Origin of the sequence: Rhodococcus sp. IEGM 1305 (genome assembly GCF_030058635.1) — a bacterium.
Classification (GTDB): domain Bacteria; phylum Actinomycetota; class Actinomycetes; order Mycobacteriales; family Mycobacteriaceae; genus Rhodococcus_F; species Rhodococcus_F opacus_D.
The window spans coordinates 43,676-66,469 of the sequence record NZ_JASHKX010000005.1 but is presented as its reverse complement, the minus strand read 5'-3'; the positions used below and the strand labels follow the sequence as shown (position 1 = coordinate 66,469).

General features: G+C 68.5%; 19 protein-coding genes. 17 read left to right on the top strand and 2 right to left on the bottom strand.

What is annotated here, in order from left to right; all coding sequences use genetic code 11:
- The first annotated feature begins 89 nt into the window (after nucleotides 1–89).
- From pruA to QM693_RS11430, 10 genes are all read left to right on the top strand, one after another.
- Nucleotides 90–1,730 carry an L-glutamate gamma-semialdehyde dehydrogenase gene (pruA, locus tag QM693_RS11475; protein WP_283332876.1) on the top strand — a complete coding sequence of 547 codons (1,641 nt, stop codon included), beginning with the start codon at nucleotides 90–92 and terminating at the stop codon, nucleotides 1,728–1,730.
- Nucleotides 1,727–2,704 carry a proline dehydrogenase family protein gene (locus QM693_RS11470; protein WP_283352387.1) on the top strand — a complete coding sequence of 326 codons (978 nt, stop codon included), beginning with the start codon at nucleotides 1,727–1,729 and terminating at the stop codon, nucleotides 2,702–2,704. Before pruA ends, QM693_RS11470 begins: the two co-directional genes overlap by 4 nt.
- Before the next feature lie 54 nt (nucleotides 2,705–2,758).
- Nucleotides 2,759–3,418: a rhomboid family intramembrane serine protease gene (locus tag QM693_RS11465; protein WP_283352386.1), complete on the top strand. Its 660-nt coding sequence runs from the start codon at nucleotides 2,759–2,761 to the stop codon at nucleotides 3,416–3,418.
- A 12-nt stretch (nucleotides 3,419–3,430) separates the two neighbouring features.
- Nucleotides 3,431–4,831 (top strand): acyl-CoA synthetase, encoded by a 1,401-nt coding sequence (locus QM693_RS11460; RefSeq protein WP_283352385.1) that lies wholly within the window; start codon nucleotides 3,431–3,433, stop codon nucleotides 4,829–4,831.
- A 52-nt stretch (nucleotides 4,832–4,883) separates the two neighbouring features.
- Complete coding sequence (gene curA / locus QM693_RS11455) at nucleotides 4,884–5,924, top strand: NADPH-dependent curcumin/dihydrocurcumin reductase (RefSeq protein ID WP_283352384.1); 1,041 nt, start codon at nucleotides 4,884–4,886, stop codon at nucleotides 5,922–5,924.
- 129 nt (nucleotides 5,925–6,053) lie between these two features.
- Nucleotides 6,054–7,292, top strand: a complete 1,239-nt coding sequence (locus QM693_RS11450) for a PucR family transcriptional regulator (RefSeq protein ID WP_283352383.1) — start codon at nucleotides 6,054–6,056, stop codon at nucleotides 7,290–7,292.
- Between the two features lie 134 nt (nucleotides 7,293–7,426).
- On the top strand, nucleotides 7,427–9,079 hold the full coding sequence (locus tag QM693_RS11445) for a substrate-binding and VWA domain-containing protein (protein ID WP_283352382.1): 1,653 nt from the start codon (nucleotides 7,427–7,429) through the stop codon (nucleotides 9,077–9,079).
- Nucleotides 9,080–9,166: 87 nt separating this feature from the next.
- Nucleotides 9,167–11,527 (top strand): arylsulfatase, encoded by a 2,361-nt coding sequence (locus QM693_RS11440; RefSeq protein ID WP_283352381.1) that lies wholly within the window; start codon nucleotides 9,167–9,169, stop codon nucleotides 11,525–11,527.
- A gap of 11 nt (nucleotides 11,528–11,538) precedes the next feature.
- Nucleotides 11,539–12,468: an HAD family hydrolase gene (locus tag QM693_RS11435; RefSeq protein ID WP_283352380.1), complete on the top strand. Its 930-nt coding sequence runs from the start codon at nucleotides 11,539–11,541 to the stop codon at nucleotides 12,466–12,468.
- A gap of 109 nt (nucleotides 12,469–12,577) precedes the next feature.
- Nucleotides 12,578–12,991, top strand: a complete 414-nt coding sequence (locus QM693_RS11430; protein WP_011598031.1) for a DUF1622 domain-containing protein — start codon at nucleotides 12,578–12,580, stop codon at nucleotides 12,989–12,991.
- 18 nt (nucleotides 12,992–13,009) lie between these two features.
- Here QM693_RS11430 and QM693_RS11425 read toward each other — a convergent pair whose 3' ends face one another.
- Nucleotides 13,010–14,374, bottom strand: coding sequence for an amino acid permease (locus tag QM693_RS11425; protein WP_280785119.1), 1,365 nt, complete (start codon nucleotides 14,372–14,374; stop codon nucleotides 13,010–13,012).
- Nucleotides 14,375–14,405: 31 nt separating this feature from the next.
- Nucleotides 14,406–15,359, bottom strand: a complete 954-nt coding sequence (dapD, locus tag QM693_RS11420; RefSeq protein WP_283331737.1) for a 2,3,4,5-tetrahydropyridine-2,6-dicarboxylate N-succinyltransferase — start codon at nucleotides 15,357–15,359, stop codon at nucleotides 14,406–14,408.
- 141 nt (nucleotides 15,360–15,500) lie between these two features.
- Here dapD and QM693_RS11415 point away from each other — a divergent pair, with 141 nt between their 5' ends.
- From QM693_RS11415 to QM693_RS11385, 7 genes are all read left to right on the top strand, one after another.
- Nucleotides 15,501–16,454, top strand: a complete 954-nt coding sequence (locus QM693_RS11415) for an SMP-30/gluconolactonase/LRE family protein (protein ID WP_283352379.1) — start codon at nucleotides 15,501–15,503, stop codon at nucleotides 16,452–16,454.
- A 41-nt stretch (nucleotides 16,455–16,495) separates the two neighbouring features.
- On the top strand, nucleotides 16,496–17,569 hold the full coding sequence (dapE, locus tag QM693_RS11410) for a succinyl-diaminopimelate desuccinylase (protein WP_005239228.1): 1,074 nt from the start codon (nucleotides 16,496–16,498) through the stop codon (nucleotides 17,567–17,569).
- 42 nt (nucleotides 17,570–17,611) lie between these two features.
- Nucleotides 17,612–18,412, top strand: coding sequence for an LOG family protein (locus tag QM693_RS11405; RefSeq protein WP_095867262.1), 801 nt, complete (start codon nucleotides 17,612–17,614; stop codon nucleotides 18,410–18,412).
- On the top strand, nucleotides 18,412–18,969 hold the full coding sequence (gene log / locus QM693_RS11400) for a cytokinin riboside 5'-monophosphate phosphoribohydrolase (RefSeq protein ID WP_283352378.1): 558 nt from the start codon (nucleotides 18,412–18,414) through the stop codon (nucleotides 18,967–18,969). Before QM693_RS11405 ends, log begins: the two co-directional genes overlap by 1 nt.
- Before the next feature lie 84 nt (nucleotides 18,970–19,053).
- Nucleotides 19,054–20,829: a long-chain-acyl-CoA synthetase gene (locus tag QM693_RS11395; protein WP_283332882.1), complete on the top strand. Its 1,776-nt coding sequence runs from the start codon at nucleotides 19,054–19,056 to the stop codon at nucleotides 20,827–20,829.
- Between the two features lie 93 nt (nucleotides 20,830–20,922).
- Nucleotides 20,923–21,822 (top strand): dihydropteroate synthase, encoded by a 900-nt coding sequence (folP, locus tag QM693_RS11390; protein WP_283352377.1) that lies wholly within the window; start codon nucleotides 20,923–20,925, stop codon nucleotides 21,820–21,822.
- Nucleotides 21,819–22,778: a glucosyl-3-phosphoglycerate synthase gene (locus tag QM693_RS11385; RefSeq protein WP_011598038.1), complete on the top strand. Its 960-nt coding sequence runs from the start codon at nucleotides 21,819–21,821 to the stop codon at nucleotides 22,776–22,778. The genes folP and QM693_RS11385 overlap by 4 nt, the downstream gene beginning before the upstream one ends.
- The last annotated feature ends 16 nt before the right edge of the window (nucleotides 22,779–22,794 follow it).

Genomic DNA, 22,794 nt, shown 5'->3' with positions numbered 1-22,794 from the left:
GGCTCAAGGGTTCCGCTCGGACGGGTGTCCCCGTCCGCCCGCGGTCCCGGTCACAGTTCCTCACGATCTGAGGGCAGGAGGCAGGCAGCATGGACGCCATCACCCAGGTTCCGGTGCCCACCAACGAGCCGGTCCACACGTACGCGCCGGGCAATCCCGAACGTTCCCGAGTGCAATCGGCACTCACCGACATCGCCACCAATCCCGTCGACATCCCGCACGTGATCGGTGGCAAACACCGGCACGGCAACGGCGAGCGCGTCGACGTCGTGCAACCCCACCGGCACGCCGCCGTGCTCGGCACGCTGCGCAGCGCCACCCACGACGACGCGTCGGCGGCGGTCGAGGCGGCCACGGCCGCGGCACCGGACTGGCGGGCGCTCTCGTTCGACGACCGGGCCGCGGTCATCCTGCGCGCCGCCGACCTGCTGTCCGGGCCGTGGCGCGAAACGCTCGCCGCGGCGACGATGCTCGGCCAGTCGAAGTCGGTCCAGCAGGCGGAGATCGACGCGCCGTGCGAGCTGATCGACTTCTGGCGCTTCAACGTTCACTTCGCACGCCAGATCCTCGCCGACCAGCCGATCTCCTCACCCGGTGTGTGGAACCGGCTCGAATACCGTCCGCTCGAGGGGTTCGTCTACGCCATCACGCCGTTCAACTTCAGCGCGATCGCGGGGAACCTGCCGACCGCGCCCGCGTTGATGGGCAACACGGTGATCTGGAAGCCGTCGTCGACGCAGACCGTCGCCGCGTACTGGACCATCAAACTGCTCGAGGCGGCGGGAATGCCGCCGGGTGTGATCAATCTGCTCACCGGCAGCGGGCAGGCGGTCTCGGAAGTGCTGCTGAGCGACCCCCGCCTCGCGGGCATCCACTTCACCGGTTCGACCCGGACGTTCCAGCATCTGTGGAGCGAGGTGGGCGCGAACATCGGGAAGTACGCCGGCTACCCCCGACTGGTGGGGGAGACCGGCGGCAAGGACTTCGTGGTCGCGCACGCCTCGGCCGACGAGGACGTGCTGCGGACGGCGCTGATCCGCGGCGCGTTCGAATACCAGGGCCAGAAGTGTTCGGCCGCCTCCCGCGCCTACGTCCCGAAGTCGCTGTGGCGGCGGATGCGGGACACGTTCACCGCGGAAGTCGACGCCCTCACCTACGGTGACGTGACGGATCTGGAGAACTTCGGCGGGGCCCTCATCGACCGCCGCGCATACGACAAGAACGTCGCGGCCATCGAACGCGCCCGCAGCGCCACCGGTCTCGAGATCGCCGTCGGCGGCAAGTACGACGACAGCGTCGGCTACTTCGTCCGCCCCACCGTGCTCCTCGCCGACGACCCGGCCGACGAGGCGATGACCACCGAGTACTTCGGTCCGATCCTGACGGTGCACGTGTACGACGACTCGGCGCCGAACGCGTTCGCCGACGTGCTCGGCAAGGTCGACTCGGCGGCCCCGTACGCGCTGACCGGCGCGGTGATCGCCGACGACCGCCAGGCCGTCGAGCAGGCAACGTCTGCTCTCCGGTTCACCGCCGGCAACTTCTACGTCAACGACAAGCCGACCGGTGCCGTCGTCGGGCAGCAGCCGTTCGGCGGGGCCCGCGCCTCGGGCACGAACGACAAGGCCGGGTCCAAGCTCAACCTGCTGCGGTGGGTGTCGGCCCGCACCATCAAGGAGACGTTCGTCCCGGCCACCGACTACCGATATCCGCACATGGGGTCGGAATGAAAGCGCCCACCGTTCTGGCGAATCCGCTGCGCCCGGCGATCCTCGCGGCCGCCCGGTCGTCCCGCGTCAAACGGGCGGTCACCGGCGCCCCCGTCACACGGAAACTCGTCGACCGCTTCGTCGCCGGGGAGAACCGGGAGTCGGCGCTCGCATCCGTCCGGGAGATCCTCGATTCGGGCCGGTCCGTGTCGATCGACTTCCTCGGTGAGGACACGCGTGATGCGGCGGGAGCCCAGGCGACGGTCGACGAATATCTGGCGCTCGTAGCCGATCTCGGAGCGCTACCGGAAGCGGCGGACGGGACTTCGGGTGTTCGCCGCCTCGAGGTGTCGATGAAACTGTCGGCGCTCGGGCTGGCACTGGCCGGCGACGGTCGCAGGATCGCCACCGACAACGCCCGCACGATCTGCGCCGCCGCGGAGGCGGCCGGGGTGTGGGTGACCGTGGACGCCGAAGATCACACGACCACCGATTCGACGCTGGCGATCGTGCGTGAACTCCGCAACGACTACCCCTGGCTCGGTGCGGTGGTGCAGTCGTATCTGCGACGCACCGAGGACGACTGCCGCGCCCTCGCCGGCCCCGGGTCGAGGGTCCGGCTCTGCAAGGGGGCGTACCGGGAACCCGAGTCCGAGGCCTTCCAGGACCGCGCTGCCGTGGACGCGTCATATCTGCGTTGCCTGGGGATCCTCATGGACGGGTCCGGGTACCCGATGGTGGCCTCGCACGATCCGGCCGTCATCGACGCGGTCGCCCCGCTGGTCGGGCGCACCGGCCGCGCCGCGGACGCCTACGAGCATCAGATGCTGTTCGGGATCCGGGACGTCGAGCAGCGTCGGCTCGCGAACGAGGACAAGCAGGTTCGGGTGTACGTGCCGTACGGAAGTCAGTGGTACGCGTACTTCATGCGGCGACTGGCCGAGCGTCCCTCGAACCTGCGGTTCTTCCTGCGCTCGGTGGTCACCCGGGACTGACCGGCGCGGTCGCGGATCGGTTCCCGTGGGGGTGCGTCGTTGTAGAGTTTCGCGGTGACGACTTCAGGCGGGGGATGGACCAGCGCGGTCCTCTTCGCCGTCGTTCTCGTCCTCGCGACGCTGCTCGGTTCGACGCGCATCGGCGAGGTCCGACTCACCCGTCCGCCGCGCACCGCGGTGGTGCTGTGGTTGCTGATCGCCGTGCCGTCGCTGCTGCAGATCGTCGTCCCCGCCATCCTCGACGCCCTCGAGCGTGACCCCACCCAGATCCGGGACCACCAGTGGTGGCGGATCGTCACGTCGGTTGCGGTGCAAGACGGGGGACTGGCCGGAACCGCGGTAAATCTGCTCGTTCTCGCGTGGGTGGCCCCGCTCGCGGTCCGGGTCTGGGGAGGAGTGCGGGCCGTCCTGCTGTTAGTGGCGAGCCAGATCATCTTCGGCCTGTTCACCGCGTTCCTGTTCCCGTCGCCCGGGGCGGGCAACTCGGGTGCCACACTCGCGCTGGCCGCGTCCCTCGCCGGTCTGGTGGTGATGCAGTCCAAGGAGTGGCGAGCACTCGCCGCGAGCGGCGGCATCGTCGTCGCCGGTGTCCTGCTGCTGGTCGTCGACGACGCCCACGGACTGGCTGTTCTCACCGGGGCGCTGCTGGGTGCGGCACTGGCCACCGTCAGTCCGCCACCGGGAGACCCACCGGACCACGTCCGGACCCTGTGAGAAGCTGTCGATGTGCTGCTGCGATCTCTGAATCCTCTGGCCGTCGCCCAGGGCGACGACATTTCCGACGCCATCCGGATCGGCGACGCCACCCTGTCGCGCGGCGACGTGCTCGGTGCGGCGACGTCCGTGGCCGAGCGTGTGGCACGCGCGGATCGGGTCGCGATCCTCGCCACCCCCACCGTCACCACCGTCCTCGCGGTCGTGGGCTGCCTCATCGCCGGGGTGACCGCGGTGCCGGTGCCGCCCGATTCCGGCCCCGCCGAACTCGAGCACATCCTGCGCGATTCCGGTGCGCAGGCGTGGCTCGGCGAGGCGCCCGCGGACACGGCGGGGCTGCCCGTCGTTCCGGTCCGCGTCCACGCCCGGTCGTGGCACAGCTACCCGGAACCGCCCGAGTCGGGCATCGCGTTCGTGCTCTACACGTCCGGCACCACGGGACCGCCCAAGGGAGTCCTGATCAGCAGGAAGGCCATCGCCGCCGGCCTCGACGCCCTCGCCGACGCCTGGCAGTGGACCGGCAACGACACACTGGTGCAGGGACTTCCGCTGTTCCACGTCCACGGTCTCATCCTCGGTGTGCTGGGACCGTTGCGTATCGGCAGCCGTCTCGTCCACACGGTCAAGCCCACCCCGGCGGCCTACGCCGCCGCACACGGAACGATGTATTTCGGTGTCCCCACGGTGTGGGGTCGCATCGCCGACGACCCGGAGTCGGCGCGCGCGCTGTCGGGTGCGCGACTGCTGGTGTCGGGCAGCGCCCCGCTGCCCGTGCCGGTGTTCGAGAAGTTGCACGAGCTGACCGGGCTCGCACCGATCGAGCGGTACGGCATGAGCGAGACGATGCTCACGCTCAGCACCAGGGCCGACGGCGAGCGTCGCCCGGGGTGGGTCGGTGTGCCGGTCCGCGGCGTCGAAACCCGGCTGCGCGACGAGCGCGGCGGCGACGTCCCCCACGACGGCGAATCCATCGGCGGACTGCAGGTGCGCGGCCCGATGCTCTTCGACGGCTATCTCGGTAAGCCCGACGCGACGGCCGAATCCTTCACGGACGACGGCTTCTTCAAGACCGGCGACGTCGCCGTCATCGACCCGGACGGGTTCCACCGCATCGTCGGCCGCGAATCCACAGACCTCATCAAGTCGGGCGGATTCCGGGTCGGGGCGGGGGAGGTGGAGACGTCTCTCCTCGGCCACCCGAGTGTGCGGGAAGCCGCGGTGGTCGGCCTTCCCGACCCGGACCTCGGCCAGCGGCTCGTGGCCTTCGTGGTGGGGGACGACGTCTCCGAAACCGAGCTGATCGAGCATGTGGCCACCGAACTGTCGGTGCACAAGCGGCCCCGCGAGATCCGCGTCGTCGAGTCGCTTCCGCGGAACGCGATGGGGAAGGTGCAGAAGAAGCAACTGTTCTGAAATCGGTAGGCTGGCGAACGATACCGGCCCGACACGGATTGGCAGGCGCACAGTGAGTGTGGAGAGCATCGTTCAGAGCACCCGAATCGTCCTCGCGTCACGGCCGGACGGTGCGCCGACCGCCGACAACTTCCGGCTCGAGGCGGTAAACCTGCCCGAACCCGCCGACGGTCAGGTGCTGGTCCGCGTCATCTACCTGTCCCTCGACCCGTACATGCGCGGCCGGATGAGTGCGGCGGAGTCCTACGCCGACCCGGTCGAGATCGACGAGGTCATGGTCGGTGGCACCGTCGGGCAGGTGGTCGATTCCCGGCACCCGGATTTCGCAACCGGTGACTACGTTCTCGGATACGCGGGCTGGCAGTCGCACGCCGTGGTCGACGGCAACCAACTCCGCGCACTCGACCGCGACGCTGCGCCGTTGTCGACCGCCGTCGGAGTTCTCGGCATGCCCGGCTTCACCGCGTACTCCGGCCTGTTGAAGATCGGGCAACCGAAGGCAGGCGAGACGGTAGTCGTCGCGGCGGCCAGCGGTCCGGTCGGCTCGGCGGTGGGGCAGATCGCGAAACTGAAGGGCGCCCGGGCCGTCGGGATCGCGGGCGGACCGGAGAAGTGTGCCTACCTGCTGGACGAACTCGGATTCGACGCCGCCGTCGACCACCGGTCCCCGAACTTCGCCGAGGAACTGCGCGCCTCATGCCCCGACGGCATCGACGTCTACTTCGAGAACGTCGGCGGTGCGGTGGCCGCAGCCGTGCTGCCGCTGCTCAACCTGTATGCGCGAGTTCCCGTGTGCGGCCTGATCGCGCAGTACAACGACACCGAGACGCCCGAGGGGCCGGATCGGCTGCCCGGCTTCTTCACCCGGGTTCTGGTCAAGAGCCTCACGATCCGCGGATTCATCCAGCGCGAGTTCGTCTCCGAGATGTACGCGGACTTCCAGCGTGATGTGTCCGGGTGGATCCGGGAGGGCCGATTCGCCTACCGCGAGGACATCGTCGACGGGCTCGAGAATGCACCCGCGGCGTTCATCGGTCTGCTCCGGGGCAGCAACTTCGGCAAGCTGGTGGTCCGGGTCGCCGAGGAGAATTGACCGACCGTATTCGCCCTGGACAGGGCGCTGTCGTGATACAACGGTGACAGAAGCGAACCCTCGTTATGTTTGCGTGATGTCGATGGTGCGGGAGTTCGGTGTCATCCACATAGGGGAGTGATCAGATCTATGACGAATCATAGTTCGGGGGCCGGTTCGCAAATCCTCGTCGATGGCAGGCCCGCCTCCGCCCCGCTGCGCGACACGCTGACGGTCGCGCAGAAGCTGGTCCGCCATTTCGCCGACAACGTGACCCCCTGCGGTTCGCTGCCCGGCGAACAACTGCAGAGCGACGTCATGGATTTCACGATCGTCTGCCTCGGTCTCGGTATCCAGATGCTCGACGAGGGCATCAGCCCGACGGACGAGGACCTCGCGGAGGTGCGCAACAGTTCCGCGCGCTGGGCCCGCGAGGGGTTCCCGTTGAAGCTCGTGCTCCGGATCCTCCACGAAGGCATCCACGAGGCCGGCGACCTCGTCGCCTCGAACGCCCGCACGGAAGACCTGCCCGAACTCCTGGTCATCCAGAAGGTGATGTTCACGCTCCTCGAATGCGTGACCGTCGCCGCGACGACCAGCTACGTGGAAGAACTCGAAGCCGTCAACAGCGAACGCGACGGTGCCGCGGTCAACCTCGTCACGGCGCTGCTCAGCGGCCGAAAGGCGGCGACCGCCGCGCGGCACGCGGGTGTGGAGCTGGCCGACGAGTACGTGGTGCTGGGGCTGTCGATTCCGTCGCATCCCACGGAGGCCGTGACCCACCGGCGCAAAGCCGTCGTCGCCCGGCAGAAACTCCGCCGGTTGCAGATCGAGCTGGCGGACGCTGCGGGTGGTGCCGCCCTCTGTTCGCTGAGCCCGGACGGCGGAACACTGTTGCTGCCGGGCTCGCCCGAGCGGGCCTGGATGGTGTCGCTGCTCGACCGCATCGGAGCCGCCGCCGGCGTTCCCCTCACCGCGACAGCGACGCGGGTCCGCACCGCCGGTATCCCCGCCGCCGCGGACCAGGTCCACGAACTCCTCGACCTCGCCCACCAGCTGGCGCTGGAACCGGGCCTCTACGAGATGGACGATCTGGCGCTCGAATACCAGCTCACCAGGCCCGGGCCCGGCCGGACCCACCTGGCGCGGCTTCTCGAACCGTTACAGGGCTCACCCGAACTGATCGAGACGCTCGAGGTGCACATCGGCCACGATCTCAACCGGCAGCGCACCGCGAAACAGATGCACCTTCACACCAATACGGTGGACTACCGTCTCAAGCGGGTGGCGCAGCTGACGGGCTGCGATCCGACCCGCCCGTCCGGGCTGCGGCAGATCCAGGCCGCGCTCGTCGCCCGCCGGCTCGAGGTCGCGCAACCCGATCGCTGACGTCACCCTGATTCGGCCGCCCGCCACTGGCGCAGCGTCGTACGCTGCACCGTTCGCTACGATGTGGGCCGGATCATATTCGGTCCGGGTGTGTCGGTGGTCGTCTCGTGACCGAAATGTTAGGGAGGCAGGCGATGGCCGGAGGGCGTCATTCGAGCGCGGGGCAGGAACGCGGTGGTCGCTCGCCCGGGTTCTACGCGGTGTGCGCCGCTGTCGTGCTCGGGCTCGTGGCCTCCGTGGTCGTCGTCGTTCACGCGGTGCGCTCCTGGGCCGACGACTGCGATCAGGTCACCGACTACACCCTCGCCGCCGACCCGAGCATCGTGCCCGCCCTGAGCAGCATTCTCGGCGAAGCGAAGGACACCGACCTGGGCTGCGCGAACGTCGCCGTCAGCGCCGCGACGTCCGGCGACGTCGCGGGACGACTCGGCAAGGGAACCGACGCCCCGGACCTCTGGATCCCCGAGACCGGCGCCTGGGTGGGCAAGGCGGCGCTCACCGCGGCCGGTCCGGTCGAGGTGATGACGGGGTCGATCGCATCCTCGCCCGTTGTCCTGGCCTCCCGCGAGGAGGACGTCCCCACGTCGCCGACGTGGCTCGCCGCCCTCCAGATCAAGGACATCCAGCTGGGCAACCCCCTCGTGACCGGGGTCGCGCAGGCTCCGATCAACGCGGCACTCGCCGAGGGTCAGGCCGACCCCGTGTCCGCGGGGACGGTGCGGGCCGCGCTGGTCCCGCTCGCGCAGGAGGAGAGTGCACGTACCGCGGACGAGCCCATCGGCGAGGAGATGCTGCAGGGAGTCGTCGACAACGGCGGAGTCGCCGTGGCCACCGAACAGTCCGTGCTCGAATTCTCCGATGGCGACGGCGACGGCGCGCGCACGCTCACCGCGACGGTGCCCCCGACGGGCAGCAATTTCATGAACTTCCCGCTCGTGGTCACCTCGCCCGCCCCCGACCGGCACTACAGGGCCACCCAGGTCGCACGTGCCGTCGCCGCTGTTCTGGGCGGTGAGGATGCCCGTGCGGTACTCGCGGAGAACGGATTCCGCGGACCCGACGGAAGCCCGCCGGCCGACGGCCGCGGCGTCGGGAGGATCACCAAGCTCGGGCTCGAGGACGAGTCGGCGCTACAGGACGCCCTCGGCGGGTGGGCGTTGATGGCGTTGCCCATCCGCACACTCGTCGCGATCGACGTGTCAGGGTCGATGGAGACACCCGCAGGCAGCCGGTCGCGCATGGACCTCACAGTCGATGCGGCGCTCGCCGGCAATGCGATGTTCCCGGACAGCGTGTCCGCCGGCCTGTGGGCGTTCTCGCAGGGGCTCGGTGGGGGACCGCAGGACTACAAGGAGATGGTCCCGATCCGCCGCTACGACACGGTGGTCGACGGCCTCACACAGCGCCAGCTGATGGCGCAGCAGGCGGGGAAGGTCGACGGGCTGATCGGCGGCGGTACCGGCCTGTACGACACGACGCTCGCCGCGTTCCGGACGGTGCAGGAGACGTACGACCCGCGCGCCGTGAACAGTGTGATCATCCTGACCGACGGTGCCAACGAGGATCCGGACTCCATCACGAAGGAACAGCTTCTGAGCATCCTGCAGCGCGAGATGGATCCCGCCCGGCCCGTCATCATCGTGACGATCGGCATCACCGGCGACGCCGATGCGGCCACACTCGCCGAGATCTCGCGGGTCTCCGGAGGGTCGAGCTACGTCGCGAAGGATCCCGCCGACATCGCCAACGTGTTCGTCAACGCGCTGGCGGCGCGCGGTCGCAGCTAGCGGAATACTGTTTCGGCGCACTAGCCATCCATCGGTCGACAGTGCTTGGGTGAAAGGGGGGAGTCGGACCCATTCGAGGAGCTCGTCATGGCCAAGCCGTTCAGAGGTGTCGTCAATCTCGATATTCGGGACTCGATCCCGGATTGGGGTCCCTACGAGCAGCCGAAGGCGCCGCCCGGTTCGCCGAACATCCTCTACATCGTGCTCGACGACGTCGGTTTCGGAGCGATGGGCTGCTACGGCGGGCCGATCGAGACCCCGAACATCGACCGGATCGCCGCAAACGGTCTGCGGTACGGGCAGTGGCACACCACCGCCCTGTGTTCCCCGACGCGATCCTGCCTGCTGACGGGGCGTAACCACACCACCAACGGGATGGCCTGCATCAGTGAGTGTGCTGTCGGATTCCCCGGTGGGAACGGGCACATCCCTCCCGAGTGCGCCACCCTCGCCGAGATCCTGGTCGAGCAGGGCTTTTCCACCGCGATGGTCGGCAAGTGGCACCTGTGCGCCGAGGACGAGATGAACCTGGCGTCGACGAAACGGAACTGGCCGGTCGGCCGCGGCTTCGAACGGTTCTACGGCTTCCTCGGCGCGGAGACGAACCAGTGGTATCCGGATCTCGTGCACGACAACCATCCCGTCGAGCAGCCCGCCACCCCGGAGCAGGGCTACCACTTCAGCGTCGACATCACCGACCACGCGCTCGACTACCTCGGCGATGTCAAGGCGATTGCCCCGGACCGGCCGGTGTTCCTGTACTACGCACCCGGCTGCGCGCATGCCCCGCACCACGTGCCCCAGGAGTGGGCCGACCGCTACCGCGGCAGGTTCGACGACGGATACGAAGCGATGCGCGAGCGGACCCTGACCCGGCAGAAGGAGATGGGCCTCGTACCTCCGGACACCGAATTGCCGCCGCTCAACCCGATCGGCACCCCCGACACCCGCACCGGACCCGACGGCAAGCCGTTCCCACCGCTGGACTTCACCCGCCCCTGGGACACCCTGTCCGACGACGAAAAACGGCTTTTCGCGCGGATGGCGGAGGTGTACGCCGGTTTCCTCTCTCATTGCGATGACCAGATCGGCCGGCTGCTGGCCTACCTCGAGGAGATGGAGCAGCTCGACAACACCATCATCGTGGTGGTCTCGGACAACGGTGCCAGCGGCGAGGGCGGCCCGAACGGGTCGGTCAACGAGAACAAGATCGCCAACAGCGTGCCGGACGATCTCGCCGAGAATCTGGCCAAGCTGGACCAGCTCGGCGGCACCGAGACCTACAACCACTACCCGAACGGGTGGGCGATGGCCTTCAACACCCCGTTCAAGATGTGGAAACGCTACTCGTTCAACGGCGGCACCAGCGATCCGTGCATTTTGTCGTGGCCGGCCGGGATCGAGGCCCGCGGCGAGACCCGCGACCAGTACCACCACGCCATCGACATCGTGCCGACTCTGCTCGACTGCCTCGGTGTCGAACTCCCCGAGACGGTGAAGGGGTACACCCAGCACCCGATCCAGGGCGTGAGTATGCGCTACAGCTTCGACGCCGCGACCATCCCCACCGCCAAGCACACCCAGTTCTATTCGATGCTCGGCGGGCGGGGCATCTGGCACGACGGCTGGAAGGCCGTCACCACCCACCCGACACTGAGCGGGTGGAGCCGTTTCCCGGAGGACACCTGGGAGCTGTACCACACCCAGGTGGACCGCGCCGAACTCCACGACCTCGCCGCCGAGGAACCCGGCCGACTCGCCGAGCTCGTCGGGCTGTGGTTCCACGAGGCCGGCGCGAACCAGGCGTTGCCGCTCGACGATCGCTCGCCCGTCGAACTCCTCACCACCCCACGCCCGCAGCTCGCGCCCCCGCGCAACCGCTACGTCTACCGGCCCGGCGGCGCGGAGGTACCGGAGGCGGTGGCGGTCAACCTCCGTAACCGCTCCTACTCGATCGGGGCACTCGTCGACCTCCCCGAACCCGGTGCCACGGGGGTGCTGTTCTCGCACGGCGGCCGGTTCGGTGGGCACGCGCTGTACGTCAAGGACAACCGGCTGCACTACGTGTACAACTTCCTCGGCAGCGATCAGCAGAAGATCGATGCGACGGAGGATTTGCCAACCGGGGAGAACCTCATCCTGGCCGCGTCGTTCGAGAAGGACGGTGAGGACCCGCCCGGGACCGCCCACGGGGTCCTGAGCCTGTACTACGGCGACCGCAAGGTCGGCGAGGGCCGAATCCGAACGCAGCCCGGCAAATTCAGCATCGGCGGTGGTGAGGGTCTCAATGCCGGCCGGGACAGTGGCGAACCCGTCACCGACGACTACCCGGGTTCGTCGCCGTGGGCCTTCACCGGTGGGACGTTGAACCGAATCGCGATCGACGTCAGCGGCGAACCGTTCGTCGACCTCGAACGCGAAGCCGCGGCCATGCTCTCTCGCGAGTGAGCGGAAGCGCCGTGACAGAACCTCTTCCGAGCTGGCGTGAGGGTGACGGCAAGACCGCGATCCTGGGATTCGTCGGGCGGGTGACCGCGCAGGACGTCCCGGTGGAGGATCGGATCGCGGTCTTCGACAACGACGGCACACTGTGGTGTGAGAAGCCGATGCCCATTCAGCTCGACTTCATCCTGCGCCGTCTCGTCGTCATGGCCGAGCACGATGAGGATCTTCGCACCCGCCAGCCCTGGCAGGCCGCCTACACGCAGGACTACGGCTGGTTGAACGACGTCATCACGCGGCACTACAACGGCGACGACAGCGGCGTGAGAGAACTCGCCGCCGGTGTGCTGACCGGTTTCGCCGACGTGACCGTGGAGGAGTTCGAGGCCGGGGCGGACCAGTTCCTGCGCACCGCCCGGCATCCGACCCTCGACCGGAACTACCTGGCGTGCAGTTACGCACCGATGGTGGAGTTGCTCGACTACCTGGCCGTCAACGGGTTCCGCAACTACATCGTGTCCGGCGGTGGCCGCGATTTCATGCGGCCGATCAGTCAAGACGTGTACGGCATTCCGCGGCAGCGGGTCATCGGCAGCGGGGTGTCATTGGCCTGGCAGCACGACGGCAGCAGCGGCGCGATCGTCCGCAGAGCCGAGGCGGACGTCCTCGACGACGGCCCCGAGAAGCCGGTGCAGATCTGGAACCGGATCGGCAGGCGACCCCTGCTGGCGGCGGGAAACAGCAACGGCGACATCCCGATGCTGCAATTCGCGGAGGCACCGGACCGGCCGTCGCTGCGGTTACTGCTGCGCCACGACGACGCCGCCCGCGAGTTCGACTACGTCACGGGCGCCGAGGAGGCGCTCGAACTGGCCGGCACCCACGACTGGACCGTCGTCAGTATCGAAAACGACTGGGCAACGGTGTTCCCGCCGCAACTCGAATAGTCCGAGGAATCCTCGTCGGTTCGCCGCGAATCGGGGAATCGGCGCCTAGCGTGTTGCATGGAACGACCGGGCCTCGACTGCGAACACCCTCCCGAAGAGGAACACTCCCATGGACACTGTCAGGTTCTTCGAACTCGCAACGGAAGTGTTCGAAGTGCTCGGTGTCCTCGCGATGGTTGTCGGGTTCCTCTTCGCCTTCTTCCTCGCGGTCCGCGCGTGGAGGCGGACCGGGGACGGTGCTCAGGCGTTCAAGACCCTGCGGGAGTCGCTGGGAGGCGCGATCCTGCTCGGCCTGGAATTGCTCGTCGCGGCAGACATCGTCAAGACGGTCACCTCGACACCGTCGCTGACCGACGCCGCCGTCCTGGGAGTGATCGTGCTGATCCGCACCGTGCTGAGCCTGTCCATCGAGATCGAAATCGACGGTGTCGCACCGTGGCGGAAGGCGTTCGTGACCGGACCGCAGGTGCTCGCCCATGCGGCGCGCTCGTCCGCGGGACAGGAGCCGAGTTCGGGCCGGTGAGTCGCCGGCCCGAACCGGTCACACCGTCTGCGACCGCTTGCGCAGCCGGGTGTTGAGCACACCGAGCGCCGCGATGACGAGGAACAGGACGCACGTCGAGATCAGCTGGGTGCGGGCATCGGAGTCGAAGAGCATGAGCACGACGAAACCGCCGAGCATTGCGAGCGTGAGGTAGCTGAGCCACGGGAACAACCACATCCGCACGGTCAGCTTGCCCTCGCGTTCGAGCCGCGGGCGCAGCCGCAGATGCGAGACGACGATGAAGATCCAGATGACCAGGAGCGCCGAGCCGACGGCGTTCAGGAGAAGTCCCAGGAGGTCGTCGGGCAGCCACCAGTTGAGCAGGACGCTGACGAAACCGAAGAACACCGACAGCAGCACCGCGTTGAGGGGCACCCCGGAATTCGAGATCCGGGCCATGAACGCGGGACCGTCGCCGCGCCGGGACAGTGAGTACGCCATCCGCGACGTGCCGTAGATGTTGGCATTGAACGCCGACAACAACGCGACCACGACCACCAGTTCCATGAACCCGGCCACGTACGGGATGTGCGCCTGGTTGAGGACGGCCACGAACGGTCCGCTCTTGAGGTCCGAGGAATCCCAGGGAAGGACGAGGACCATGATCGAGATCGAGCCGAGGTAGAAGACGCTGATACGCCAGACGACGCTGCGCACCGCCACGGCGATGGAGCGTTCGGGGTCCTCGGATTCGGCGGCGGCGATGGTCACGATCTCGATGCCGCCGAACGCGAACGCCACGACCAGCAGTCCCGCGGCGACCCCGGCGAAGCCCTCGGGCATGAAGCCGCCGTGGCCGAAGAGGTTGGTGGTGCCCACCGGTTCGGTGTCCGGCAGCAGGCCGAACACCAGCAGCACGCCGATCACCAGGAACGCGATGATGACGGTCACCTTGATGGCCGCGAACCAGAACTCGAACTCACCGAAGTTGCTGACCTTCGCGAGGTTGACCGCCGCGAAGAAGATCACGAACACGAGGGCGACGACCCACTGCGGAACACCCGGTAGCCAGCCGCTCACGATGCCGGAGGCGCCGGTGATCTCGGCGCCGAGCACCATGATCAGCATGAACCAGTAGAGCCAGCCCATCACGAATCCGGCCCATTCGCCGATGCCGATCCGTGCGTAGTGCGAGAAGGATCCGCTGGCGGGGATCGCCGCTCCCATCTCGCCGAGCATGCGCATCACGAAGACGACGATGATGCCGGCGAGCAGGTAGGAGACGAGGACGGCGGGACCGGCGGTCGCGATACCGACACCGGTGCCGAGGAACAGTCCGGCACCGATCGCGGAACCGAGGCCCATCATCGTGAGGTGACGGACCTTCAGGCCCCGGCCCAGGGTGCTGGTCGAGTCGGTCATGGTGTCGGGTGTTCGCGAACCGCTCACCGGGTCAGTCGTTTGCGTGCAGAGCGGCGTTCAGTTCCACGCCGGTGCCCTTCCACGGCACGACCTCGACGGCTCCCGACACGGAGTTGCGACGGAACAGCAGGTTGGACTGGCCGTTGAGTTCCTTGGCCTTCACGACGGTGCCGTCCGGCCCGGTGACCTTGGTGCCCGCGGTCACGTACAGGCCGGCCTCGAGGACGCAGTCGTCACCGAGCGAGATGCCCAGACCGGCGTTCGCGCCGAGCAGGCAGCGCTTGCCGACGGAGATGGTCTCCTTGCCGCCACCGGACAGGGTGCCCATGATCGAGGCGCCGCCGCCCACGTCGGATCCGTCATCGACGATCACGCCCGCGGAGATACGGCCTTCGACCATGGAGTTGCCGAGCGTGCCGGCGTTGAAGTTGACGAAGCCCTCGTGCATCACGGTGGTGCCGCTGGCCAGGTGGGCGCCGAGGCGCACGCGGTCGGCGTCGGCGATGCGGACGCCGGACGGGACGACGTAGTCGACCATGCGCGGGAACTTGTCGACACCGAACACGGTGACCACACCGCGGATGCGCAGGCGCGACCGCACCTTCTCGAAGCCCTCGACCGCGCAGGGGCCGAAGTTGGTCCACACCACGTTGGACAGCAAGCCGAACAGGCCGTCGAGGTTGACGCCGTGCGGGGTCACGAGGCGATGCGAGAGGAGGTGAAGGCGCAGGTAGGCGTCGTGCGCGTCGGCCGGCGGCGCGGACAGGTCGGCGATGGTGGTGCGCACCACGACCTGGTCGACCTCACGCGCCTCGTCGGGTCCGGCGAGGAGTGCCAGATCGGAGGGGATGTCGCCACCCTCGATCCGCACGGTGCCCGCGCTGTCGAAGTTTCCCAGCTCGGGCGCCGGGAACCAGGTGTCGAGGACCGTGCCGCCGACGGTCACGTTGGCGATGCCTACTGCTGATGCTCCCTGTGTGCTCACGGCAGTAGAGGTTACTGCCTCATTACTCGGGCATTCCCAGCGGTCGTTATCGGGGCGTGATCGAATCGAAACCGAGCGGGTTCCGGGCGGGTGGGGGAGTATGCACGGGGCACGTGGGACACACCGGGAAAGGTCGTGGCAATGCGCATTTCGAGGTTGGGTCGATTCGTCGGAGGCGGCCTGCGGGCGGCGGCAGCGGGCGCACTGCTCGCGGGCATCGTGTCGGTGGTGGCGCCGCAGACCGCGTCCGCCGCCCCGGTGTGCCCGGGCGCCGGTCAGGCACCGGTTCTCGTGGGGCGGGTGCCGGGTGCGGCGCTCGAGGGAGTCGCCGTGGACGGCGGGGGTCGCCTCTACACGACGGACCTCGTGAGCGGGCGCGTGTTCCGCCTCGACGCCCCGGGAGCCCCCGCGGTCCCGGTCGCGACGGTGCCGGACGGCGGGGCCGGGGCGCTGGCCTGGGCGTCGGACGGCTCGCTGCTGGTGGGATACGGCGCGGACGCCCGCGTGTTCCTCGGCGACATCCTGCGTCCGGGCGCGATCGCGAAGCTGAACACCGCGACCAACGTGCTCACCCCGTTCGTATCGGGACTGAGCGCGGCCAACGGACTCGATGTCGCCGCCGACGGAACGGCATACGCCACCAACGACTTCGGAACCCAGATCGGGCGGGTGTTCCCCGACGGGCGGGTGGAACCCAACTGGGCGACGCTGCCCAGCGCCAACGGGGCGGTGCTCGGCGCGGACGATCGGTACCTCTACGTGTCGCGGACGTTCGTGAATCCGGGTGTGAGCCGGATCCCGTTGGCGAACCCGCGAGCGCCCGAGAGCATTCTCGACCTGTCCGGTCTCGACACGTTCGCCGCGCCCGACGGCCTGGCCCTGGACTCGCGAGGCCGTCCGGTGGTCCCGGCCAACGTGCGCGGCGAGATCTGGCGCCTCGACTCGCCGGGGCAGTACTGCGTGCTGGCGTCCGGTCTGCCGACGTCGAGCATGGTCGTCTACGGGCAGGGGTCCGGCGGCTTCTCGGCGGGACGGCTGTTCCGCATCGGTTTCGACGGTGCGATCTACGAGATCCCGGGCGGCGTCGACGGGTAGCAACGCCCGAGCGGGCGGACGGGTCGGCTTAGGGTGGACGGGTGAGCCCACTCGACCTCCACGCCGATCCCATCGACCTCACCGCCGCCCTGGTGGACATCCCGAGCGTCTCGCACGACGAGTCGGCGATCGCCGCCGCCGTCGAGTCGGCGCTGCGGGAGCAGACCACCGGCTTCGAGATCATCCGCAACGGCAACGCCGTGCTCGCCCGGACCGATCGGGGACTGCCGAGCCGGGTGATGCTCGCCGGTCACCTGGACACGGTGCCGATCGCGGACAACGTGCCCTCGCGGCGTGAGGGCGATCTCCTGCACGGATGCGGAACGGTCGACATGAAGTCGGGCGACGCGGTGTTCCTGCACCTCGCTGCCACGATCGAGAATCTCGCGCACGATCTGACCCTGGTGTTCTACGACTGCGAAGAGATCGCGGCCGTCCACAACGGGCTCGGACGGATCGAACGCGAGATCCCCGAGTGGCTGCGCGCGGACGTCGCGATCCTCGGCGAGCCGACCGGAGGCCTCATCGAGGCGGGGTGTCAGGGCACGTTGCGGGTGACGCTGACCACCCGCGGCACCCGCGCGCACTCCGCGAGATCGTGGCTGGGCGACAACGCGATCCACCGCTTCGCCCCGGTCCTGCAGCGGCTGTCGGACTACACCGCGCGGTCGGTGGACATCGACGGCTGCGTGTACCGGGAGGGGTTGTCCGCCGTGCGGATCGCAGGCGGCGTCGCAGGCAACGTGGTTCCCGACGCGGCGGAGATGGACGTCAACTTCCGCTTCGCCCCCGACCGCAGCGCCGAGCAGGCGATCGACCACGTGCGGGAGGTCTTCGACGGGATCGAGCTGGGTTTCGAGGTCACCGACCTGTCGCCGGGAGCCCTGCCCGGGTTGAGCGACCCGGCGGCTGCGGCCCTGATCGAGGCGGCGGGTGGCGAGTTCCGCGCCAAGTACGGGTGGACCGACGTCTCGCGGTTCTCCGCGCTCGGCATCCCGGCCGTGAACTACGGCCCCGGCGACCCGAACTTCGCCCACAAGCGGGACGAGCACGTGCCCGTGCAGCAGATCACCGACGTGACGACGGTGCTGCGCGCCTATCTGAGCGCCCCGTGACTGCCCGGTGCCCCGAACGGGCCACCCGCTAGCCTGGGGCGCATGGCACCCGAGAAGAACACTCACGGCCGGAAGTCCTCGTCCGTGAAGCACCGGGGTCCGGTGCAGTTGAGGCGCGCCCGCAAGGACGACACCACCACCACCGACGAGCGGTTGCTCGACGAGCGGGGATCGACCGACTGGGTGCACACCGACCCCTGGCGGGTACTGCGGATCCAGAGCGAGTTCATCGAGGGGTTCGGTGCCCTTGCCGAGGTGCCGCGCGCGGTCACCGTCTTCGGTTCCGCACGCACACCGGACGGCCACCCGGAGTACGAAGCGGCTCGGGCGCTGGGTGCGCGCCTAGCCGAGGCGGGTTACGCCGTCATGACCGGCGGCGGCCCCGGCGTCATGGAGGCGGCCAACCGCGGTGCCAGCGAATCGGGTGGTTACTCCATCGGCCTCGGTATCGAGCTACCGTTCGAGGAGGGCCTCAACGAGTGGGTCGACCTCGGCATCAACTTCCGCTACTTCTTCGCGCGCAAGACGATGTTCGTGAAGTACTCGCAGGCGTTCATCTGCCTGCCCGGCGGGTTCGGGACGCTCGACGAGCTGTTCGAGGCGCTGACTCTGGTGCAGACGCGCAAGGTCACGAGGTTCCCGATCGTCCTGTTCGGCACCGAGTACTGGTCCGGGCTCGTGGACTGGTTACGGGGAACTCTCCAGCGCAGCGGCAAGATCTCGGAAGGTGACGTCAATCTCTTGCACGTCACGGACAGTGTGGAGGAAGCGGTGCAGATCGTCATACGGTCGCAGCAGGGTGTCGACGAAGCCGCCCTGCTCGGAACGGAGGATCAGTGGTGATGCCGAAAACTGTTTCGACGCAACCGTTCTCGGTGTGCGTCTACTGCGCGTCCGGACCCGTCGACGACCATTTCCTGGAACTCGCCGCCCGGGTCGGCACCGAAATCGGCAAGCGCGGTTGGCAACTCGTGTCCGGCGGCGGCAACGTCTCGATGATGGGCGCGGTGGCCGAGGCCGCCCGCGCCGCCGGGGCCACGACCGTCGGTGTCATCCCGAAAGCTCTGGTGCACAGGGAAGTCGCCGACGTCGACGCCGACGAGCTGGTGGTCACCGACACCATGCGCCAGCGCAAGCAGATCATGGAGGACCGGGCCGACGCGTTCGTCACGCTGCCCGGCGGTATCGGCACGCTCGAGGAGCTGTTCGAAACGTGGACCGCGGGCTATCTCGGCATGCACGAGAAACCGGTGGTCCTGCTCGATCCGCACGGTCACTACACGGGGCTGCTCGACTGGCTCGACGGGCTGCGGGGCGGCGGTTTCGTGGCGCAGCGCGCCCTCGACAGGCTGCTCGTCCGGGCCGATGTCGGGGAGGCGCTGGACGCCTGCGTGTCCTGAGCTGCCGTCCGGTCCGCGTCGTGGCGCACGTTGTTACTGTGCAGTAAGGTGACCTGACTCATACTGCAGGCCTGAGGGGATGTCATGCGTTCTGAAGCTCGTTCGACGATCGGGGTGGTCGACCTCGCGAGGCGGCTGCCGGCCATGATTCCGGAGCTGCCGATCATGGCGAAGGGGGTCCTCGGCCTGATCCGGACCCCCGACGCGAGGGAATCGATCGGCCTCGTCTTCCAGCGTGCCGCCGCCGCGCACCCGCGCCGCACGTTCCTGCGGTTCGAGGGCGAATCGCTGAGCTACCGGAACGCCAACATCCGCGTGAACCGCTACGCCCACGTGCTGGCCGACCTCGGAGTGGCACGCGGGGACGTCGTCGGGATCCTGGGCAAGAACTCGCCCGAGACGCTGCTCATCGCACTCGCCGCGGTCAAGCTCGGCGCCGCCGCCGGGATGCTGAACCACAACCAGCGCGGAGATGTACTTGCCCACAGCATCTCGCTGCTCGACAGCCAGGTCCTGGTGGTGTCCGAGGCGTGCGGCGAGGCCATGGACTCGCTCGACGAACCGCCCGCCGTGCCCTCGGTGCTCTACTTCGACGACCTCGACCGGCTCGCCGAGAAGGCCGAAGACGACAACCCCGAGGTGTGCGAGCAGATCCAGGCCCGGGAGAAGGCCTTCTACATCTTCACCTCCGGCACCACGGGACTGCCGAAGGCCAGCCTGATGAGCCACTTCCGCTGGCTCAAGAGCATGTCCGGGCTCGGCAACATGGGCGTCCGGCTGCGCGGCAGCGACGTCCTGTACTGCTGCCTGCCGCTCTATCACAACAACGCGCTGACGGTGTCGCTGTCCTCGGTGCTCGGGTCGGGTGCGACGCTCGCACTGGGCAAGCAGTTCTCGGCGTCCAAGTTCTGGGCCGACGTCGAACTGAACCGGGCCACCGCGTTCACCTACATCGGTGAGCTGTGCCGGTACCTGCTGAACCAGCCCGAGAAGCCCGGCGACCGCGACAACTCCATCCGGCTGATGGTCGGGAACGGTCTCCGCCCGGAGATCTGGTCCGAGTTCACCACCCGGTTCGGGATCTCCCGGGTGGCCGAGTTCTACGGCGCCAGCGAGTGCAACATCGCGTTCGTCAACGCCCTCAACGTCGACCGGACGGCAGGCATCTGCCCCCTGCCGCACGCCGTCGTCGAGTACGACGAGGACAGCGGATCCCCCCGGCGGCACTCCGACGGCAGGCTGCGGAAGGTACGCACCGGCGACGTCGGACTGCTGTTGTCGAAGGTGACGGACCGGGCGCCGTTCGACGGATACACCGACGAGGAGGCCACCGACAAGAAGCTCGTCCGCGACGGCTTCGACGACGGCGACTGCTGGTTCGACACCGGCGACCTGGTGCGCCGGCAGGGCTGGTCGCACGTCGCGTTCGTCGACCGGCTCGGCGACACGTTCCGGTGGAAGGGGGAGAATGTCGCGACCACCGAGGTGGAAGGCGCGCTCCTCGCGCATCCCGCGGTCGAGCACGCCGTCGTCTACGGCGTCGAGATCCCCGGGACCGACGGTCGCGCCGGGATGGCTGCGGTGACGTTGCACGAGAACGAGAAGTTCGACGGTTCCGACGTCGCGGAGTTGCTGTTCCAGCGGCTGCCGTCGTACGCGGTGCCGCTGTTCGTCCGCGTCGTCGACTCGTTGGAACAGACGTCGACGTTCAAGAGCCGCAAGGTGGAACTCCGCAAGGAGGGCTACGACGTCGAGGACACCGACACGTTGCACGTGCTGTCCGGGCGCAGCGACGGGTACAAGCCCTCGTACGACGGGTACGTCGACGAAGTGGCGAAGGGTTCGCTCCCCAAGGGGTAATGCGGCTACGCCGCCCGTGAGTACTTCTTAACCGCCCGCCGTTAACAAGTACTCACGGGTGGTGTCGATTTCGCTGCGTGCAATATTGGTGACATGGCCGAGACAGACGTACCGCCCGCGCCCGACCACCCGTCGCCCACGCTGTGCGGGCGCCCCGTGGCGGTCGATCGTGCGCTCGTGATGGCCATCGTGAACCGGACACCCGATTCGTTCTACGACCGCGGTGCCACGTTCACCGATTCCGCCGCCATGTCGGCGGTCGACCGGGCTGTCGACGAGGGTGCCGACCTCGTCGACATCGGTGGTGTGAAGGCCGGACCGGGTGACGTCGTCGACGCGGCGGAGGAGACCCGGCGGGTGGTGCCGTTCGTGGCCGCGATCCGTGAGCGCTACCCGGAGTTGCTCATCAGCGTCGACACCTGGCGCAGCGACGTGGCCCGGCTGGCCGTCGCGGAGGGCGCCGATCTCATCAACGACACGTGGGCAGGCGCCGACCCTGCACTCGTCGAGGTGGCCGCGCAGACGGGCGCGGGCATCGTCTGTTCGCACACCGGGGGAGCGGTTCCTCGGACCCGCCCGTTCCGCGTCCGCTACGCCGACGTCGTCGCCGACGTCCTGGGGGAAGTGGTGTCGGCCGCCGAGAACGCGGCCCGGCTGGGTGTGCCCGCCGACTCGATCCTCATCGATCCGACCCACGATTTCGGGAAAAACACCTATCACGGGCTCGAGTTGTTGCGGCGAGTGGAAGATCTTGTAAATACGGGATGGCCAGTGCTCATGGCGCTGAGCAACAAGGACTTCGTCGGGGAGACTCTAGGGGTAGATCTCGTCGAGCGGTTGGAGGGAACATTGGCAGCGACAGCGATGGCCGCCGCAGGAGGCGCCCGTGTCTTCCGTGTCCACGAAGTTGCCCCCACGCGTCGAGTGGTGGACATGGTGGCCGCGATTCAAGGCCGGCGCGCACCGTCCCGCACCGTGCGGGGGCTGGCATGAGTGCCGTGGGGGCCCGGGCGGCCCGCACGATGGTGGCGGAGGAGCGAACCCCTCGCAGCTGGGCCGAGGCGAACAGCTGGGACCAGCCGTCGTGGAGCATCGCCGAACTCGAACGGGCCAAGGCTGGGCGCACCGTCTCGGTGGTCCTGCCTGCGCTCAACGAGGAGGAGACCGTCGCCGCGGTGGTGGACACGATCCACCCGTTGCTCGGTGGTCTGGTGGACGAGTTGATCGTGCTCGATTCCGGATCGACGGACCTCACGGCGGAACGCGCACGCGCGGCGGGCGCCACCGTCATCAGCCGGGAGGAGGCGGTGCCCGCGTTCCCGCCCGTGGCGGGCAAGGGCGAGGTGCTGTGGCGTTCCGTCGCCGCGAGCACCGGTGACCTCATCGCCTTCGTCGACTCGGATCTCATCAACCCGGATCCGGCCTTCGTCCCGAAGCTGCTGGGACCGCTGCTGACGGCCGACGGCATCCATCTCGTGAAGGGCTACTACCGCCGGCCGCTCCGCCTGAGCGGCACGGAGGACGCCAACGGAGGGGGCCGGGTGACCGAGCTGGTGGCGCGCCCCATGCTGGCCTCGCTCCGGCCGGAGCTGACGTGCGTGCTGCAGCCACTGGGCGGCGAGTACGCGGGCACCCGGGAGTTGCTGTCGGCGGTCCCGTTCGCCCCCGGCTACGGCGTCGAGATCGGCCTGCTGCTCGACACGTACGACCGTCTCGGACTCGGGGCGATCGGCCAGGTCAATCTGGGGGTGCGCAAGCACCGTAACCGCCCGCTGTCCGAACTCGGGGTGATGAGCAGGCAGATCATCGGCACGATGATGCGGCGCTGCGGGGTGCCCGACTCCGGGGCGGGTCTGACCCAGTTCCTGGTGGACGGCGACTCCTTCGTCCCGACGACGACGGACGTCGCGCTGGCCGATCGCCCGCCGATGAACACGGTGTGCCCCTGACCGCGCGCCCTGAGGA

What these genes read in the sequence shown, in the direction of transcription:
- QM693_RS11470 (WP_283352387.1), top strand. Translation starts at nt 1,727, where the DNA reads ATGAAAGCGCCCACCGTTCTGGCGAATCCGCTGCGCCCGGCGATCCTC.
- QM693_RS11445 (WP_283352382.1), top strand. Translation starts at nt 7,427, where the DNA reads ATGGCCGGAGGGCGTCATTCGAGCGCGGGGCAGGAACGCGGTGGTCGC.
- QM693_RS11425 (WP_280785119.1), bottom strand. Translation starts at nt 14,374, where the DNA reads ATGACCGACTCGACCAGCACCCTGGGCCGGGGCCTGAAGGTCCGTCAC.
- QM693_RS11450 (WP_283352383.1), top strand. Translation starts at nt 6,054, where the DNA reads ATGACGAATCATAGTTCGGGGGCCGGTTCGCAAATCCTCGTCGATGGC.
- QM693_RS11395 (WP_283332882.1), top strand. Translation starts at nt 19,054, where the DNA reads ATGCGTTCTGAAGCTCGTTCGACGATCGGGGTGGTCGACCTCGCGAGG.
- QM693_RS11440 (WP_283352381.1), top strand. Translation starts at nt 9,167, where the DNA reads ATGGCCAAGCCGTTCAGAGGTGTCGTCAATCTCGATATTCGGGACTCG.
- folP (WP_283352377.1), top strand. Translation starts at nt 20,923, where the DNA reads ATGGCCGAGACAGACGTACCGCCCGCGCCCGACCACCCGTCGCCCACG.
- QM693_RS11415 (WP_283352379.1), top strand. Translation starts at nt 15,501, where the DNA reads ATGCGCATTTCGAGGTTGGGTCGATTCGTCGGAGGCGGCCTGCGGGCG.
- QM693_RS11385 (WP_011598038.1), top strand. Translation starts at nt 21,819, where the DNA reads ATGAGTGCCGTGGGGGCCCGGGCGGCCCGCACGATGGTGGCGGAGGAG.
- pruA (WP_283332876.1), top strand. Translation starts at nt 90, where the DNA reads ATGGACGCCATCACCCAGGTTCCGGTGCCCACCAACGAGCCGGTCCAC.
- QM693_RS11405 (WP_095867262.1), top strand. Translation starts at nt 17,612, where the DNA reads ATGGCACCCGAGAAGAACACTCACGGCCGGAAGTCCTCGTCCGTGAAG.
- QM693_RS11430 (WP_011598031.1), top strand. Translation starts at nt 12,578, where the DNA reads ATGGACACTGTCAGGTTCTTCGAACTCGCAACGGAAGTGTTCGAAGTG.
- log (WP_283352378.1), top strand. Translation starts at nt 18,412, where the DNA reads ATGCCGAAAACTGTTTCGACGCAACCGTTCTCGGTGTGCGTCTACTGC.